The sequence below is a fragment of the Arthrobacter sp. 10T416 genome (genome assembly GCF_056394165.1).
The window spans coordinates 68,927-84,741 of sequence record NZ_JBFTHI010000008.1 but is presented as its reverse complement, the minus strand read 5'-3'; the positions used below and the strand labels follow the sequence as shown (position 1 = coordinate 84,741).

General features: G+C 69.5%; 11 protein-coding genes and 1 tRNA gene. 8 read left to right on the top strand and 4 right to left on the bottom strand.

Translation table 11 applies throughout. The features are described 5' to 3' along the window. Positions 1–43 precede the first annotated feature (43 nt). Complete coding sequence (gene rsmI / locus AC1DBE_RS10355; RefSeq protein ID WP_476970482.1) at positions 44–901, top strand: 16S rRNA (cytidine(1402)-2'-O)-methyltransferase; 858 nt, start codon at positions 44–46, stop codon at positions 899–901. A gap of 212 nt (positions 902–1,113) precedes the next feature. Then, complete coding sequence (locus AC1DBE_RS10350) at positions 1,114–2,613, top strand: NAD-dependent succinate-semialdehyde dehydrogenase (RefSeq protein WP_476903676.1); 1,500 nt, start codon at positions 1,114–1,116, stop codon at positions 2,611–2,613. 9 nt (positions 2,614–2,622) lie between these two features. Here AC1DBE_RS10350 and AC1DBE_RS10345 read toward each other — a convergent pair whose 3' ends face one another. From AC1DBE_RS10345 to AC1DBE_RS10335, 3 genes are read right to left on the bottom strand one after another with little or no spacing between them, the layout of a single operon-like run. Further along, positions 2,623–5,121, bottom strand: coding sequence for a transglutaminase TgpA family protein (locus AC1DBE_RS10345; protein WP_476970440.1), 2,499 nt, complete (start codon positions 5,119–5,121; stop codon positions 2,623–2,625). Continuing rightward, positions 5,118–6,497 carry a DUF58 domain-containing protein gene (locus AC1DBE_RS10340; protein ID WP_476970439.1) on the bottom strand — a complete coding sequence of 460 codons (1,380 nt, stop codon included), beginning with the start codon at positions 6,495–6,497 and terminating at the stop codon, positions 5,118–5,120. The genes AC1DBE_RS10345 and AC1DBE_RS10340 overlap by 4 nt, the downstream gene beginning before the upstream one ends. 14 nt (positions 6,498–6,511) lie before the next feature. Further along, entirely contained in the window at positions 6,512–7,654 is a 1,143-nt protein-coding gene (locus tag AC1DBE_RS10335) for an AAA family ATPase (protein WP_476970438.1), read from the bottom strand. Between the two features lie 161 nt (positions 7,655–7,815). Here AC1DBE_RS10335 and AC1DBE_RS10330 point away from each other — a divergent pair, with 161 nt between their 5' ends. The 5 genes from AC1DBE_RS10330 (at position 7,816) to AC1DBE_RS10310 (ending at position 14,191) form a co-directional block, all read left to right on the top strand. Continuing rightward, positions 7,816–8,727 (top strand): TatD family hydrolase, encoded by a 912-nt coding sequence (locus tag AC1DBE_RS10330; protein ID WP_476970437.1) that lies wholly within the window; start codon positions 7,816–7,818, stop codon positions 8,725–8,727. A 282-nt stretch (positions 8,728–9,009) separates the two neighbouring features. Then, positions 9,010–10,185 (top strand): ubiquitin-like domain-containing protein, encoded by a 1,176-nt coding sequence (locus tag AC1DBE_RS10325; protein ID WP_476970436.1) that lies wholly within the window; start codon positions 9,010–9,012, stop codon positions 10,183–10,185. Positions 10,186–10,325: 140 nt separating this feature from the next. Beyond that, positions 10,326–11,237, top strand: coding sequence for a 16S rRNA (adenine(1518)-N(6)/adenine(1519)-N(6))-dimethyltransferase RsmA (gene rsmA / locus AC1DBE_RS10320; protein ID WP_476970435.1), 912 nt, complete (start codon positions 10,326–10,328; stop codon positions 11,235–11,237). Positions 11,238–11,301: 64 nt separating this feature from the next. Continuing rightward, entirely contained in the window at positions 11,302–12,264 is a 963-nt protein-coding gene (locus AC1DBE_RS10315) for a 4-(cytidine 5'-diphospho)-2-C-methyl-D-erythritol kinase (RefSeq protein ID WP_476970434.1), read from the top strand. Positions 12,265–12,349: 85 nt separating this feature from the next. Then, positions 12,350–14,191 carry an ABC-F family ATP-binding cassette domain-containing protein gene (locus AC1DBE_RS10310; RefSeq protein ID WP_476879005.1) on the top strand — a complete coding sequence of 614 codons (1,842 nt, stop codon included), beginning with the start codon at positions 12,350–12,352 and terminating at the stop codon, positions 14,189–14,191. 634 nt (positions 14,192–14,825) lie between these two features. Here AC1DBE_RS10310 and AC1DBE_RS10305 read toward each other — a convergent pair. Further along, on the bottom strand, positions 14,826–15,440 hold the full coding sequence (locus AC1DBE_RS10305) for a TetR/AcrR family transcriptional regulator (protein WP_476970481.1): 615 nt from the start codon (positions 15,438–15,440) through the stop codon (positions 14,826–14,828). 281 nt (positions 15,441–15,721) lie between these two features. Between AC1DBE_RS10305 and AC1DBE_RS10300 the strand changes: the two genes are divergently transcribed. Continuing rightward, a tRNA-Gln gene (locus AC1DBE_RS10300) sits at positions 15,722–15,793 on the top strand. The last annotated feature ends 22 nt before the right edge of the window (positions 15,794–15,815 follow it).

The following is a 15,815-nucleotide window of genomic DNA, read 5'->3' as shown; positions in this document are numbered from 1 at the left end:
CACCCAGCCAAGCACTGCACCCGCCCTTGCCGCCGACGACGCCGTGCCGGCGGCGGGAACGGCCGCCGGGCCGGGCAGGATCGTGCTGGCAGCCACCCCGATCGGCAACGTCGGAGACGCCTCCGCCCGGCTGATCGGACTGCTGGAGACCGCGGACATCGTCGCCGCCGAGGACACCCGGAGGCTGCACCGCCTCGTGCAAAGCCTCGGCATCACCGTGGCCGGCCGGGTGATCAGCTATCACGAGCACAACGAGGCCGCCAAGACCGGTGAACTCCTGGACCAGGTCCGCTCGGGAAAAACCCTGGTAATGGTGACCGACGCGGGGATGCCGGCCGTCTCGGACCCCGGCTTCCGGCTGGTGGAGGGCGCCGTCGCGGCAGGACTCACCGTCACGGCCGTGCCCGGGCCGTCCGCGGTGCTGACCGCCCTGGCCCTCTCCGGGCTGCCGACGGACCGCTTCTGCTTCGAGGGTTTCCTGCCGCGGAAGGCGGGGGAGCGCACCTCACGGCTCGCCGACCTCGACGCCGAACGCCGCACCATGGTCTTCTTCGAGGCGCCGCACCGGCTGGAACCCATGCTCCGCGCCCTGCACGAGCGTTTCGGCGCCGACCGGCGCGCCGCCGTCTGCCGGGAACTGACCAAAACGTACGAGGAAGTCATCCGCGGCACCCTGCGCGAACTCCTGCAGTGGACGGAAACCAACGAGGTCCGCGGCGAGATCGCCGTCGTGGTGGGCGGTGCCCCCGAGCGGGAGCCCGGCAAACCCGAGGACCACGTCGCCGCCGTCAACTCACTGATCGCCCAGGGCATCCGGCTCAAGGAGGCCGTGGCCGCGGTCGCCGAGGACGCCAGGATCAGCAAACGCGAACTGTATTCCGCGGTCCTCGCCGCCCGCTGATCCGGGCCCCCGGGGCCAGGCACTGGCAGGCGCGGCCAGCGCCCTGTCCTGCTCCACCGCTTGTGCAGCTGCACAGCGGAATCGCCCGGTCCTAGTGCGCACATGCGTAGACACCCCGGAGAGACCGGCAGTACCGTGGCAGTAGTCCGGGCCGGCGGCCAGACGCCGGGCCGATCCACCTTTCCAAACCCATTGCTGACGAGGGAGTCATTGTGACTGTAACTGCCCAGCCCACCGTTACCGCGGAGCGTGAGGCTGCTCTGCTGGCGTCCGTGCCGACCGGTCTGTTGATTGACGGGCAGTGGCGTCCGGCCGCGTCCGGGAAGACGTTTGATGTTGAGGATCCCGCGACGGGGAAGGTGTTGTTGAGCCTCGCCGACGCCGGTCCCGAGGACGGTGCTGCCGCGTTGGACGCCGCCGCCGCGGCGCAGGAGTCCTGGGCCAAGGTCCCGCCGCGGGAGCGTGGCGAGATCCTGCGCCGGGCGTTTGACATGGTCACGGAGCGGGCCGAGGACTTCGCGCTGCTGATGACCCTGGAGATGGGCAAGCCGCTGGCCGAGGCCCGCGGTGAGGTGACCTACGGGGCCGAGTTCCTGCGCTGGTTCTCCGAGGAGGCCGTGCGGGCGTTCGGCCGGTATTCGGTGTCCCCGGACGGGAAGTCCCGGCTGCTGGTGACGAAGAAGCCGGTGGGCCCCTGCCTGCTGATCACGCCGTGGAACTTCCCGCTGGCCATGGCCACCCGGAAGATCGCCCCGGCCGTGGCGGCCGGCTGCACGATGGTGCTGAAGTCCGCGAACCTGACGCCGCTGACCTCCCAACTGTTCGCGGCCGTGATGCTGGAGGCCGGCCTGCCGGCCGGTGTGCTGAACGTTATTCCGACCTCGACCGCGGGTGCCACGACCGGGCCGCTGATCAAGGATTCCCGGCTCCGGAAGCTGTCCTTCACCGGGTCCACCGAGGTGGGCCGGCGGTTGCTGGCGGACGCGTCGGAGACGGTCCTGCGGACCTCGATGGAACTGGGCGGGAACGCCCCGTTTGTGGTGTTCGAGGACGCCGACGTCGACGCCGCCGTGGCCGGGGCGATGCTGGCGAAGCTGCGGAACATGGGCGAGGCGTGCACCGCGGCCAACCGGTTCATTGTGCACGGGTCCGTGGCCGATGAGTTCGCGGAGAAGTTCGCCGCGAAGATGGCCGAGATGACCACGGCCCGCGGGACCGAGGCCGAGTCCAAGGTGGGGCCGCTGATTGATGCCAAGAGCCGGGACAAGGTCCACGAACTGGTCACCGACGCGGTCAACGCAGGCGCCGTGACGGTCCTGGGCGGGGCTGCGGTGGAGGGTCCGGGGTACTTCTACCAGCCAACGATCCTGAAGGGCGTCACCGAGGGCACCCGGATCCTGTCCGAGGAAATCTTCGGGCCGGTCGCCCCGATCATCACCTTCGACACCGAGGACGAGGCCGTCCGGCTCGCGAACAACACCGAGTACGGCCTGGTCGCGTACGTCTTCACCAAGGACCTGAACCGGGGCATCCGGATGGGCGAACGCCTCGAGACCGGCATGCTGGGCCTGAACGCCGGCGTTGTGTCCAACGCGGCCGCACCGTTCGGCGGCGTCAAGCAGTCCGGGCTCGGCCGCGAGGGCGGCCTCGAAGGCATCGAGGAATACCTCTACACGCAGTACATCGGCATCGCCGACCCCTACGCCGGCTAACTACACCGGCTAACCCCGGCGCAGCCGGCGGGCGGCGTCGCGGATCCTGGACCAGGACTCCGCGGCGCCGCTTCCTGCATTCCGGGCCGGCCCGGACACGGCACGCAGCGGTGACGAGGCCCGGCGCCGCCAGCGCGCAGTGAGGGAGGCCGGCAGCCAGACGGCCCGGAACTGCGTCCACCACGATGAATGGGCCCGGAACACACCGCGCACCAGCACGATCCTGTCCGCCGCCGTGTCACCGGCGGAGTCCTCCGCCGCAGGCCGGCCATACTGCTGGCGTTCAAAATCCCCGGTCAGCGACGCCACAGCCGCGTGCGCCCCGGCATCCAGGCCGCCCGCTTCGCCCAGCGCCGACGATTCCCGCAGCCTCGCCGAGAAGTGCCGCGGGGTCTCACTGCTCCGGGGAGGCACCCCGTAATCGGTCGCCAAATCCCGCAACTCCGCCCACGCCGGGACGGCCGAGCCCGGCACACCCGACGCCGAGGCTTTCAGCCGGCGGCGCCGGACCCCGCCGCGCACCAGCGCGGGTGAGGCCAGCAGCAGCGCCACCAGCAGCAGCCCGCCTACGCCGTACAGGGCCGGTACCAGGCTGTCCGCCGCCGTGTCCCGGACCGCGGGTGCGGGCACCGGCACAGGTACGGGGAGCGGTGCCGCGGTGGGCTTCGGGTCGCCCGCGTCGGGGAGCAGCCCGTCATTGTTCTCGTTGGTGCTGGCGCCACTGCGCGCCGCCTGCTCCGTCGCGTAGGCCGGCACCACACCGCGCGATGGCGTTGGTTCGAAGGCCACCCAGCCCACGCCCTCGAAGAAGAGCTCGGGCCAGGCATGGGCGTCACGGGCATCCACCTCGTACTCAGGCAACGCACCCAGTCCCGCGATGCTCACCGTCGAGCCCGTCGCACGCCCCGGGGCGTAGCCGACGGCGATTCGGCTCGGGATTCCTTCCAGCCTGGCCATCACCGCCATCGCGGAGGAGAAATGGATGCAATACCCGCTTTTCTGGGCCAGGAAGTCCGCCAGCACCGACAGGCCGTTCCCGTCGTAGCCGCCCTGGACCGGGGACTGCAGGGAGTAACTGAACTCCGCGGACCGCAGATATTGCTGGATGGCCATGGCTTTGGCGTAGCTGCTGCTGCGCCCTGCGGTGACGGTATCGGCGGTCTGCCGCACGATTGCGGGAACGTTGGACGGGATGCGGAGGAACGTGTCCGGTACCCCCTGCACCCGTTCCGGGGCGGCGGCCAGCACGGCTGCGGTGAGCTTCGGAACCACCGAATTCACCACGTACTGCTGGTTGCGGGAGTTGGTATCGACGCCTTTGATGCTCAAGGTGGCCGGGTCCCAGCTCCACCGGCCGGACAGCCCGCTGACGGACGACGGCGCATACGGTGCCGGCAGGTACGGGCTCGTGAACTGGTTGGTGTTGACCGCCGTCACCACCCGGAGCTGTTCCTCCACCGTGGACCCGATTCCCGGGTCGATCCGGCCCGTCCCCGCTTGCCGGCCGGAGTCCCGGTCATCAGGTGACCACGAGTCGCCGTCGAAGCTGTCCACCGTCACCGAACGCAGGTATGGCGCCTGGGCTGCGTTCGTGGCGTAGGTGATCCTGCCGTCGCCGGAGGGGTCGCGCAGGCTGTTGCCCAGGCTGATCATCGGGTTCAGGCCGCTCGCCGACCCCCAGGGGTTCAGGCGGGATCCCTGCGGGAAGGTGCCCTGGTCGAAGCCCGGGATGACCAGCTGCAGGACCAGCGTCAGGGCAAGGGCCAGGGCCCCGGTGAGGGAGGCACGCTTGAGGGCGCCGGGGATCCGCGCCGTATCCGTCCGGGTCCCGGACACGGGATGGAACCAGTGGCTGCAGGCCAGGATCATGAGGTATCCGACGGCGGCGCCGGCAAAGCCCAGCCACCCCACACTCTGCGGCTTCACCATCGCCGGGACCACCAGGATGGCCACCAGCCCCAGCCCGCTGGTGGCCGGGAGCGCCAGCGGGAACGCCAGCGCGTCGGTCAGGATCACCACCAGGCCGAGCACACCACAGATCAGGAACACAATGCCGGCGTTGGGCGCCACCGGGGAGCTCTCGGCCAGCACCGTCTCGCTGGCGCGCCGCAGGTACCGCTGAACCTGCTCCATGGTGTCCGCCGACGGAATGACCCCGGCGACGCTGTGCTGGCGGAAGAACGTGAACGTCAAAACGACGGCCAGCGCCGCAAAGCCCCCCGCGGCAACCAGGATGCCCCGCAGCCGCAGGGCCCTGAGGGCGGCCATGGCCAGCGCCACGGTGAAGACGGTGGTGAGCACGGCCGGGATCCAGGCCCAGCCGCGCAGTACGCCGTTGAGCCCCAGTGCGGCCCCCGCGACGGCCACGGCAACGGCCAGTCCCATGGCCCAGGGTTCGGCGCCGGCGCCCTTCAGCCGGAACAGGCCGCCGGGGCCGGTGGCGGGCGGTCCGCCGTCGTGCCCGGAGTCTCCCCGGGCCGTCGTGGTGCGCTGCGGTGCCAGGGTCATCGCCGTGCCCCCGCGCCGCGCCGCACGTCGGCGGCTGCCGTCGGTGCCCCCGCCCCGCCCTGGTCGAAGGCGGACCACGCAGCCGGCAGCGGGGTAGCAGCCGTGGCGGACACGGCGCGCCAGCCGCCGCGGCGCAGGATCTCCAGGACCGGCGCCGCGTCCGCTGCCCGGTCCGTCACCAGGAGGGCGAAGGCATTGGCGCCGAAGCCGGCGGCGGGTGCGAGGGCGCGCGCCTCGGCCTCCGAGAGGCGGCCCAGGATGGCGAGGACCGGTCCGCGCAGCCGGTGCGCGGACAGCTTGTCCATCAACCGGTCATCAAAAGGCTGCGGGCCGCCGTCGGCGCCCGGATGCCGCGGCCCGGTGAGCTGGATGGCGGCCAGGCTCTCGGCAATGGACTGCAGCCCGCCCGCGCCGATGTACTCGTCCGTGTCAGGTTCGGGCGCCGACGGCGAATGCAGGAAAGCCGGCTCTCCGGCCGGGTCCAGGCAGCGCAGGGCGTAATTGCGTTCCCCGAGGTGGGTGCTGATGGACATCGCGGCCGTGACGGCCCATTCGAAGGCGTCGCTGGTCACAAGTTCGTGGCCGTCGGTGGCGCCGGAGGTGTAGCCGGAGCCCTGGGCGTACGACAGGAACCGGTGGTCAAGGATGATCGTGGCCTCGGGTGTGGTGACGGACTCCTCCTGCCGGACCATCAGGGAGCCGTGGCGGGCCGTGGCCGCCCAGTGCACCCGGCGCATCGGATCGCCGTGCCGGTACTCCCGGGTCATGACGTCGTCATCGCTCGGGTTCGCCCGGATCCGGGTGGCGGTCACGCCGTCGTGGCCCCGCGCGCCGGCCAGGCCGGTGACCGGAAGGTCGACGGCGGCCGGAGTCACCGTGAGCACGTCTCCGGCGTCGATCGCGTGGCGGTGGACGGAAAGCCCGAAGGGGTCGCTGAACTCGGCCGTGACGGGTCCGATGAGGAATTGGCCGCGTTTGCCGCTGCGCAGCTGGTACTCGTAGCGGCTGGTCCCGGCATGCGCCGTCCGGGCCGGGAACCGGAACACCGGAGACTGCCCGAAGCGCGGCGGCAGGTGTTCCTCCATCAGGGCGTACCCGGCCCCGGGACCGGTTCGGGCCACTGCCAGCCGGACTGTGGTGGTGGCGGAGGCCTCCACGGGGGAGGGGTTGAACTCCCGGTAGACCCGGAACCGGGGCTTGAGCACCCGGGTTCCGGCCAGGGACAACAACGGCAGGACCAGCAGCAGCAGGGCCAGCGCCAGGAGGTCACGGCGGCCCATCACCTGCGCCGCCAGCAGGGACCCGACGCCCGCGGCCAGCAGTCCCCAGCCGCGCGAGCTGAAGATGTGCCTCGGGAACCGGTCCAGCAACGCCACGGCCGTGTCAGCCCCTAACGTCCGGTGGTCTGGGCGGACGCCTGGCCGCCGCGGTCGGACCGGGCGGGTGCGCTGGCCGGTTCCTGGCCGACCGGTACCTTTGCCAGGATCGACTGGATGACGCTCTGCGGAGTCTCGCCGGTGCTGGCGGCCTTGCGGTCCAGGATGATCCGGTGGGCCAGCACCGATTCGGCCACACTGACGACGTCGTCGGGCAGCACAAAGTCCCGGCCCTCCAGGGCGGCGGTGGCCTTGGCCGCACGCAGCAGCTGCAGCATGGACCGCGGACTGGCGCCGAGCCGGAGCAGGGGGCTCTCCCGGGTGGCGCGTCCCAGCGCCACCGTGTATTCCTTGATCGAACGGGACACGTAGACCTGCTGCACGGCCGCGATCATGGAAGCCACCTCTGCGGCGCTCACCACAGCCGTCACCCGGGTCAGCGGGGACGTCGCCTGGTGGGTTTCCAGCATTTCCATCTCGGAGTCCCGGTCCGGATAGCCCATCGAGATCCTGGCCATAAAGCGGTCCCGCTGCGCCTCGGGGAGCGGATACGTGCCTTCCATCTCGATCGGGTTCTGGGTGGCCACCACCATAAAGGGCTCGTCCAGTTTGTAGGAGGTCCCGTCCACCGTGACCTGGTGCTCCTCCATGCATTCGAGCAGGGCGGACTGGGTTTTCGCGGAAGCCCGGTTGATCTCGTCGCCGATCACGATATTGGCGAAGACCGCGCCGGGCCGGAACTCGAACATCCGGGAGGCCTGGTTGTAGATGGACACGCCGGTCACATCCGACGGCAGCAGATCAGGGGTGAACTGGATCCTGCTGACCGAACAGTCGATGGTCCTGGCCAGGGTCTTCGCCAGCAGTGTCTTGCCGACCCCCGGTACGTCTTCCAGCAGCAGGTGTCCCTGGGCCAACAGGACGGTCAGGGCGAGTTTTGCGGCTTCGGCTTTGCCATCGATCACGGTGTTGATGGCGCGCAGGATGCGCTCGCTGGCCGCGTGGAACGCCGCAGCCTCCATCGGCGCGGTTCCCGACGTGGCCGGGGCGGCAGCCGGCTGGGTCCGGGGGGCAGGGCCGGCAGCGCCGGGTCCCGCCGGGAAGCCTTGCGGATCCGGCAGCGCTTCGTCTACGGAGGTGCGTCGGTGGTAGTCCATCGGCAGCCTTTCAGCCCTGGAGCGGCCCGGGCGGAACGGCAGGGAATGCCGGTCCCGCCACTGGTGCACGCCTGTTTTGGTATCAGCGTACTAACACAACTGACAAAGCAGACAGAGAGTTCCGGGTAATTCTCCGGCCGGCCCGAGGCTAGGCTGGATGGATGTGCAATCCGCAGACCCCCGCCCCCTTCCGCGCCACCGGCAGTGACGAAGCCGCCGGCACCGGAAGCGGCCCGACGGGCCGCAAGCCGTACCCGCCGGCGCCGGAACCGTTGCCCGTGCCGGTGATGGACAACCACACGCACCTGAACTTCCCGGACGGCGGGCTGGAGGTCGGTATCAAGGACGCCCTCGACGCCGCCGAGGCAGTGGGCGTCAAAGGGGCTGTGCAGGTGGGCTGCGACCTCGAATCGTCCCGGTTCACCGTCCAGGCCGTGGAGCAGGACAGCCGGCTGCTCGGCGCCGTCGCGCTGCACCCCAACGACGCCCCGGGATACGCTGCGCGCGGTGAGCTGGAGGAGGCGCTCGCCGAAATCGAGGCCCTGGCGTCCCACCCGCGGATCCGTGCCATCGGCGAGACCGGACTCGACTTCTTCCGCACGGAGGGGGAGGGGCTGGCCCACCAGCGGTACTCGTTCCGCCGTCACATCGACATCGCCAAACGGCTCGACCTGACCCTGCAGATCCACGACCGCGACGCGCACGACGACGTCGTACAGGTGCTGCGCGAGGAGGGTGCCCCCGAACGCGTCGTCTTCCACTGTTTCTCCGGCGACGAAGAGCTCGCCCGGACCTGCAATGACCAGGGCTGGTACCTGTCCTTCGCCGGCACCGTGACGTTCAAGAACGCGGCCAATTTACGCGCAGCGCTGGCGATCGCCGACCCGGCCCGGATCCTGGTGGAAACCGACGCCCCGTTCCTCACCCCGCACCCGCACCGGGGCCGCCCGAACGCCAGTTACATGATTCCGTACACGGTCCGGGCGATGGCGGAGTTGACAGGCCGTGACCTCTCCGCGCTGTGCGGACAACTGGCCGAAAATACCTTGCAGGCCTACGGATCCTGGGACTAAAAACGCCGTCGGCCGTCACTCTGGAAACATACCCGGTATGCATAATTTCTTGGTTGGTTTATAACGCTACGGTTACAGTAGTCAACTATTAGCCGGGGTCGGGGAAGGCCTTCGGATAATTTCACTACCTCAGGGCGCGCATCGTGGCAGAGAATCCACGTGTGCGCTCTCGTTTGGAAGTGTGGCAGTGCCCGCGTTTTCCGCAAATATCCGGACCAGCTCCGGAACTGCCCTTGGGGGTGTTTGCGCCGGGGAAACGCGTGCGCTTTTCCCCGTGCCCGGATGGTCCAAAAGATATGGGCAATCGTGGTCAAGTTCTTCACATCGGACGGCAAAATCAGTTACGTCAAGGTCGGCTCACAGCTGGTGGTGCTTATGGCGCTCGTGCTGGGCCTCGTCGCCTTCGTCGGCAACAACAAGACAGTCACCCTCAACGTCGACGGGCGCGTCAGCTCCGTCCAGACGTTCGGCGGCACCGTCGGCCAGGTGGTCAGCGCCGCCAAGGTCGAGCTGCAGGCCGCCGACAAGGTGTCCCCCTCAGCCGATTCGCATGTGCAGGACGGCTCCGTCATCAACGTCAACCTCGCCAAGGCCGTGAAGGTCAGCGTGGACGGCGCGGAGCGCACCATCACCACCACTGCCCCCACCGTGGAAGGCCTCGTCACCGAACTCGGTGTCGCCTCCGCCTCGAAGGTCTCCGTCCCGAAGGACGCCCAGCTGGCCGTCTCCGGTTCGTACGTCAGCATCTCGACGCCGAAGGCCGTGACCCTCGTCGCCGACGGCAAGGCCACCAGGACCACGACGACGGCGGCAACCGTCGGGACCGTCCTCAGCGACGCCGGCCTTAAGCTCGGCGCCAGCGACCGGACCTCCCAGCCGCGCAACGCCCCCGTGGTCAACAACATGGTGGTCAAGGTCTCGCGCGTTGACACGTCCAAGACTGCCTCGACCACCGAAGACGTCCCGTTCGAGACGCTCACCGCGGAGGACTCCGCAATGCCCAAGGGCGAACACAAGGTCGTCCAGGCCGGTGTGGCCGGCAGCATCAGCAAGAACTTCAAGCTGGTCCTCGTCGATGGCCGCGTCGCCTCCAAGACCCTGGTGTCCCAGTCCGTGACCCGCGAGCCGGTGACCGAGAAGGTCAGCATCGGCACCAAGGAAGCGCCCAAGGTTGAGGCCGCCGCCAACACCGGCGCCGCAGCCCCGGCCATGATGAACGAAGGCATGTGGGACAAGATCGCGCAGTGCGAGTCCGGCGGCAACTGGTCCATCAACTCCGGCAACGGCTACTACGGCGGACTGCAGTTCGACATCCAGACCTGGCTCGGTTCCGGTGGCGGTTCCTACGCCCCGAACGCCAGCCAGGCCAGCAAGGCCCAGCAGATCGCCGTCGCCAACCGGGTCTACGCACAGCGTGGCCTGAGCCCCTGGGGCTGCGGCTGGGCAGCGTCCAGCTAACCCCCGTCCCGGCCCGCGAGGGCCGCACGGCACCATAAGGACCCGCGCAGGCTGACCACCACCGCGGGGCACCCTCGAGGCCGGTCCCGGATTCCCCGGGACCGGCCTCTGCCGTTCCCGCCGCGGGATAGGATACCTAGGTGACTGAACCGACCCCCGCCGCCCCCGTCGAACCTGCCGGCAGCCTCCCCTCCGGTGCCCCGGCGCCGCTGCTGGGCGCCTCCGACATCCGCCGGCTCGCCGAGGAAATCGGGGTTCGTCCCACCAAGACCCTGGGCCAGAACTTTGTCATTGACGGCAACACCATAAGGCGCATCGTCGCTGCTGCGGACATCGGCCAGGACGAGGCCGTGCTCGAAGTCGGCCCCGGACTCGGTTCTCTGACGCTCGGGCTGCTCGACGCGGCCGCGTCCGTCATCGCCGTCGAAATCGACCCCGTCCTCGCCGCCAAACTCCCCGCTACCGTCGCCGCGTGGCGGCCGGACGCCGTCGAGAACTTCCACCTGGTCCTCTCGGACGCCATGAAGGTGACCGAACTGCCGGTCCAGCCGACGGCCCTCGTTGCGAACCTGCCGTACAACGTGGCCGTGCCCGTGGTGCTGCACCTGCTCCAGCACTTCCCGAGCCTGCGTCACGGCCTGGTGATGGTCCAGGACGAGGTCGCGGACCGCCTCGCGGCCGGCCCTGGCTCCAAAACGTATGGCGTCCCCTCCGTCAAGGCCGCGTGGTACAGCGGGATGCGCAAGGCCGGGGTGATCGGAATGAACGTCTTCTGGCCGGCACCGAAGATCCACTCCGGGCTGGTCGCCTTCACCCGCCGGGAACCGCCGGCTACCACCGCGAGCCGGGAAGAGGTGTTCGCCGTCATCGATGCCGCCTTCGCCCAGCGCCGCAAGACGCTCCGGGCCGCCCTTGCCGGGTGGGCGGGCAGCGCCGCAGAGGCCGAACGCTGCCTGCGTGCCGCCGGCGTCGACCCCACCGCCCGCGGCGAGGTCCTGGACATCACCGCGTTTGCGCGCATCGCCGAAGCGCGTACCCAGCCTGCGGCCTAGTAACCTGTGGCTGAGTAGCCGGCCCTGCTTTGAGCCACGGGCCGCCATGCCATAGCGTGGAGCCATGAACGCAGTGAGAGGGCGCTTTKCCGCGAGGACCGTCCGGGTCAAGGCGCCCGGAAAAGTCAACGTCTCACTCGATGTGGGGCCGCTGCGCCCCGACGGCTACCACTCGGTGGCCAGCGTCTACCTCGCGGTGTCCCTCTACGAAGAGGTCGCGGCCACCAGCACCGACACCGGCGGGATCACCGTGAGTATCAGCCCGGACAGCACCCTGGACCTCGACGGCGTCGACATCCCGCTGGACGAACGCAACCTGGCCTACAAGGCAGCGGCCATCATGGCTGACGTGTCCGAGCACTCCACCGGCGTGCACCTGGAAATCACCAAACGCGTCCCGGTGGCCGGAGGGATGGGCGGCGGGTCGGCCGACGCCGCGGCCACCCTGCTGGCCTGCGACGCCCTCTGGAACAGCGGACTCTCCCGCGACGAACTCGCGCACCTGGCCGCCGAGCTCGGCGCCGACGTGCCCTTCTCCCTCCTCGGCGGCACCGCCGTCGGCCTCGGCGTCGGCGACGAACTGTCCCCGGCGCTGGTCAAGGCGCAGACCGACTGGGTGCTCGTCACCGCGGACTTCGGGTTGTCCACCCCGGAGGTATTCCGCGCCCTCGACCGGCTCCGTGCCGCCGAAGGGGTGGACATCGAGGAACCCACGTCGGTGGACCCCCGCGTCCTGGCCGCGCTGCTCAGCGGCGATGCCGATGCCCTGAGCCGGGTCCTGGTCAACGACCTGCAGCGGGCCTCGATCGAGCTGGCGCCGGGCCTGCGGGATGTCCTGGGACTGGGGGAGTCCTGCGGCGCGATCGCCGGTCTCGTCTCCGGGTCCGGCCCCACGGTGGCGCTGCTGGCCCACAGCCCGGCCGCCGCGGCGGGCCTCGCGGAGGACCTCCGTCATCACGGCCTCGACGCCCAGGCGGTGCACGGGCCGGTGCACGGGGCACGCATCATCTCCGATACGCTCCTTTAGTAGCTTTGACTGTATATACGTCAGGGGTACGGCAGCATAATCGGCCCTTCTAGCCCGATCATTTCCTCTCAGAAAGCAGTTCCCAGTGGCACACCTGCTCGGCGGCGAGAACCTCACGGTCTCGTATGCAACCCGCACCGTCCTCGACGGCATCACCCTCGGACTCGAAGAGGGCGACCGGATCGGCATGGTGGGCCGCAACGGCGACGGCAAGTCGACCCTCATGCGGCTGCTGGCCATGCGGTCCACCCCGGACTCCGGCCGTGTCACGAAGCGCAGCGAGGTCAACATCGGCTACCTCGACCAGAGCGACGTGCTCGACGGCGACCTGACCGTCGGCTCCGCGATCGTCGGCGACCAGGCCGACTATGAGTGGGCCCGCAACCCGCAGATCCGCGAGGTCATGGGCGGCCTTGTGTCCGACGTCGACTGGCACGCCAACGTCCACGCGCTCTCCGGCGGGCAGAAGCGCCGGGTGGCCCTCGCCAAGCTGCTCATCGAGGACCACGACGTCATCATGCTTGACGAGCCCACCAACCACCTCGACGTCGAAGGCGTGGCCTGGCTCGCCCGGCACCTGAAGACGCGCTGGCGGCCCAACCAGGGTGCATTCCTGGTGGTCACCCACGACCGCTGGTTCCTCGACGAAGTCTGCAACCGCACGTGGGAAATCCACGACGGCATCATGGACCCGTTCGACGGCGGTTACGCCGCCTACGTACTGGCCCGCGCCGAGCGCGACCGCACGGCCGCCGTCGTCGAAGGCAAGCGCCAGCAGCTGGTCAAGAAGGAACTCGCCTGGCTCCGCCGCGGCGCCCCGGCCCGTACCGCGAAGCCGAAGTTCCGGATCGAGGCTGCCAACGCCCTGATCGCCGACGTCCCCGAACCGCGTGACTCGACGGCCCTGAGCAAAATGGCCACCGCCCGGCTGGGCAAGGACGTCCTGGACCTCGAAAACGTCTCCCTCGACTTCCTGGGCGGCTCCGCCGGGGAGAAGCTCTTCGACAACATCACGCTGCGCCTCGCGCCCGGTGAGCGGCTGGGGCTGGTGGGCGTCAACGGCGCCGGCAAGACCACCCTGCTGAAGCTCCTCAACGGCGAGATCCAGCCCAGCTCCGGACAGGTCAAGCGCGGCAAGACGGTGGTCACCGCTGTCCTCAGCCAGGAGGTCAAGGAGCTCGACGACGTCTCGGACCTGCGGGTCATCGAAGTGATCGAGCGCGAAAAGAGGTCCTTCAACGTCGGCGGCAAGGAGTTCACCGCCGGCCAGCTCGTGGAGCAGCTCGGCTTCACCAACGAGAAGCAGTGGACCCCGGTCAAGGACCTTTCCGGCGGGGAGCGGCGCCGGCTGCAGCTGCTGCGCCTGCTGGTGGGGGAGCCCAACGTCCTGATGCTGGACGAACCGACCAACGACCTCGACACCGACACCCTCGCCGCGGTCGAAGACGTGCTCGACGGCTGGCCGGGGACGCTGGTGGTGGTCAGCCACGACCGGTACCTGCTCGAGCGCGTCACGGACCACCAGATGGCCCTGCTCGGCGACGGCAAGATCCGTGCCTTGCCGCGCGGCGTGGACCAGTACCTGGAACTGCGCGAGGCTGCACTGGCCGGATCCACGATCACCGGCGGCGGCAACCCGGTCACGTCCTCCGGTGGCGGGGCTGGTGGGGCGGCCGGGGTTGCCGCCTCGGGGCCCTCCGAAGCCGAGAAGCGCGACGCCCGCAAGGCCAAGAACAGGATCGACCGACAGCTGGGCAAACTGAAGCAGCAGGAAGACAAGATCCACGCCCAGATGACCGCCGGGGCCGGGGACGCCTCCAAGTTCGACGAACTCGCCGCCCTCAACGCCAAGCTGCAGCAACTCGCCGCGGAACGCGAAGGCCTCGAACTCGAATGGCTCGAAGCCCTGGAGGTCCTCGGCGAGTAGGCCGGGGGCGGGGCTCCGATTGGGGTGGGGCCGCCGTGCCGCGGCCGCGGGGGCGCCGGGCGCGGGGTCGCCGTCGTGACACCCTGAGTGTGAGCTCGGTCGCGGCAGGGCACCTGTGCTGCGGGAATGGACATGCCCGTCTTTGCCTCTCAGAGCTTCCGGACATGCCCAATACTTACCCCGGCGGATGGACATGTCCGTTACCAGCTTCGAAGAATGGACATGCCCATCCCTGTGCCTAGGGGTGTCCGGACATGCCCAGTCTCGGCGCCGACGGATGGGCATATTAGGTAGATGTCCAATGGCCGAGCCCAGGGATGAGCATGTCCGTCGGGTCGGGCAAAGGATGGGCATGTCCGTCCTGAATGATTCAGGGCGACGGGGCATGTCCCGTGGTGCACTCGGCGGATGGTTATGTCCAGTCTGAGGCGCGAAGAATGGGCATGTCCGTTCGGAGGGTTCGTGACCGATGGGCATGTCCGTCTGTCCCGGTTACGCAGACCCCCACGCAGCTACCGGCAGGTCACGCAGACCCACGCGCAGCTATCCGCGGGTCACGCCGGGCCACGCACAGCTACCGCAGCGCCCCACCCACCGGCGCCCCACCCAACCGGACCCCGCACCAGCCAGCCGCCTACTCCGCCGCGCTGCCGTCCCCGCTCCTGAGTTCCGGCTCTTTTCGCAGGCCGGTCAGGCCGTTCCAGGCGAGGTTCACCAGGTGCGCGGCGACGTCGCGCTTGTCCGGGGTCCGGCTGTCCTGCCACCACTGGCCCGTCATGGCGACCATGCCGACCAGCATTTGTGCGTACATCGCACCGTCGGCGGCGCTGAACCCACGCCGGGCGAACTCGTCCGCGAGGATGTATTCGACGCGCGCGGTGACCTGGGAGAGCAGGGTCGAAAACGCGCCCTCGGGCTGCGACGGCGGGGCGTCGCGCATCAGGATGCGGAAACCGTCGGTCCGGTCCTCGATGTAGCCCAGCAGTGCCAGGGCGGCCCGTTCGACCAGCACTCGGGGTTTTGCTTCTTCGGCGAGGGCGGCGTTGATGGAGCCGAGCAGGATCCGGAATTCGCGCTCTACCACCTGGGTGTACAGGCCCTCTTTGGACCCGAAGTGTTCGTAGATGACAGGTTTTGAGACCCCGGCCGCGGCGGCGATCTCGTCCAGCGTCGTGCCGTCCAGGCCCCGGAGTGCGAAGAGCCCGCGGCCGACGCCGATTAGCTGGGAGCGCCGTTGGGCCCCGGTCATCCTCGCCTTGCGGATTGGTTCAGGTTCCCCGGTGGGCCGGTCGGTACGGTGGTCCGCCCCCCTGGCCGCTCCTGCGCTGTTGCTCACAGCACCATCATGCCCTACCGCCCTGCAGCCCGAGTCGAGCCCGAGCCGAGCCCGAGGCTGCCACCAACCGGAGCCACCGGCCCACCCCACCCACCCCCACCCCACCCACCCCGCCCCAAAACCCCAAGTCGCACCGGCAACAGCCTTCGTGGCAGAATTGACTCTTGTGCCACAGGCTTACGGCCATGGCATGGTCCGCTCTGGTGTAATGGCAGCACCCCGGCCTTTGGAGCCGTGGAGTATAGGTTCGAGTCCTATGGGCGGAACTGCCGCGGGCGTCGGCGGCCG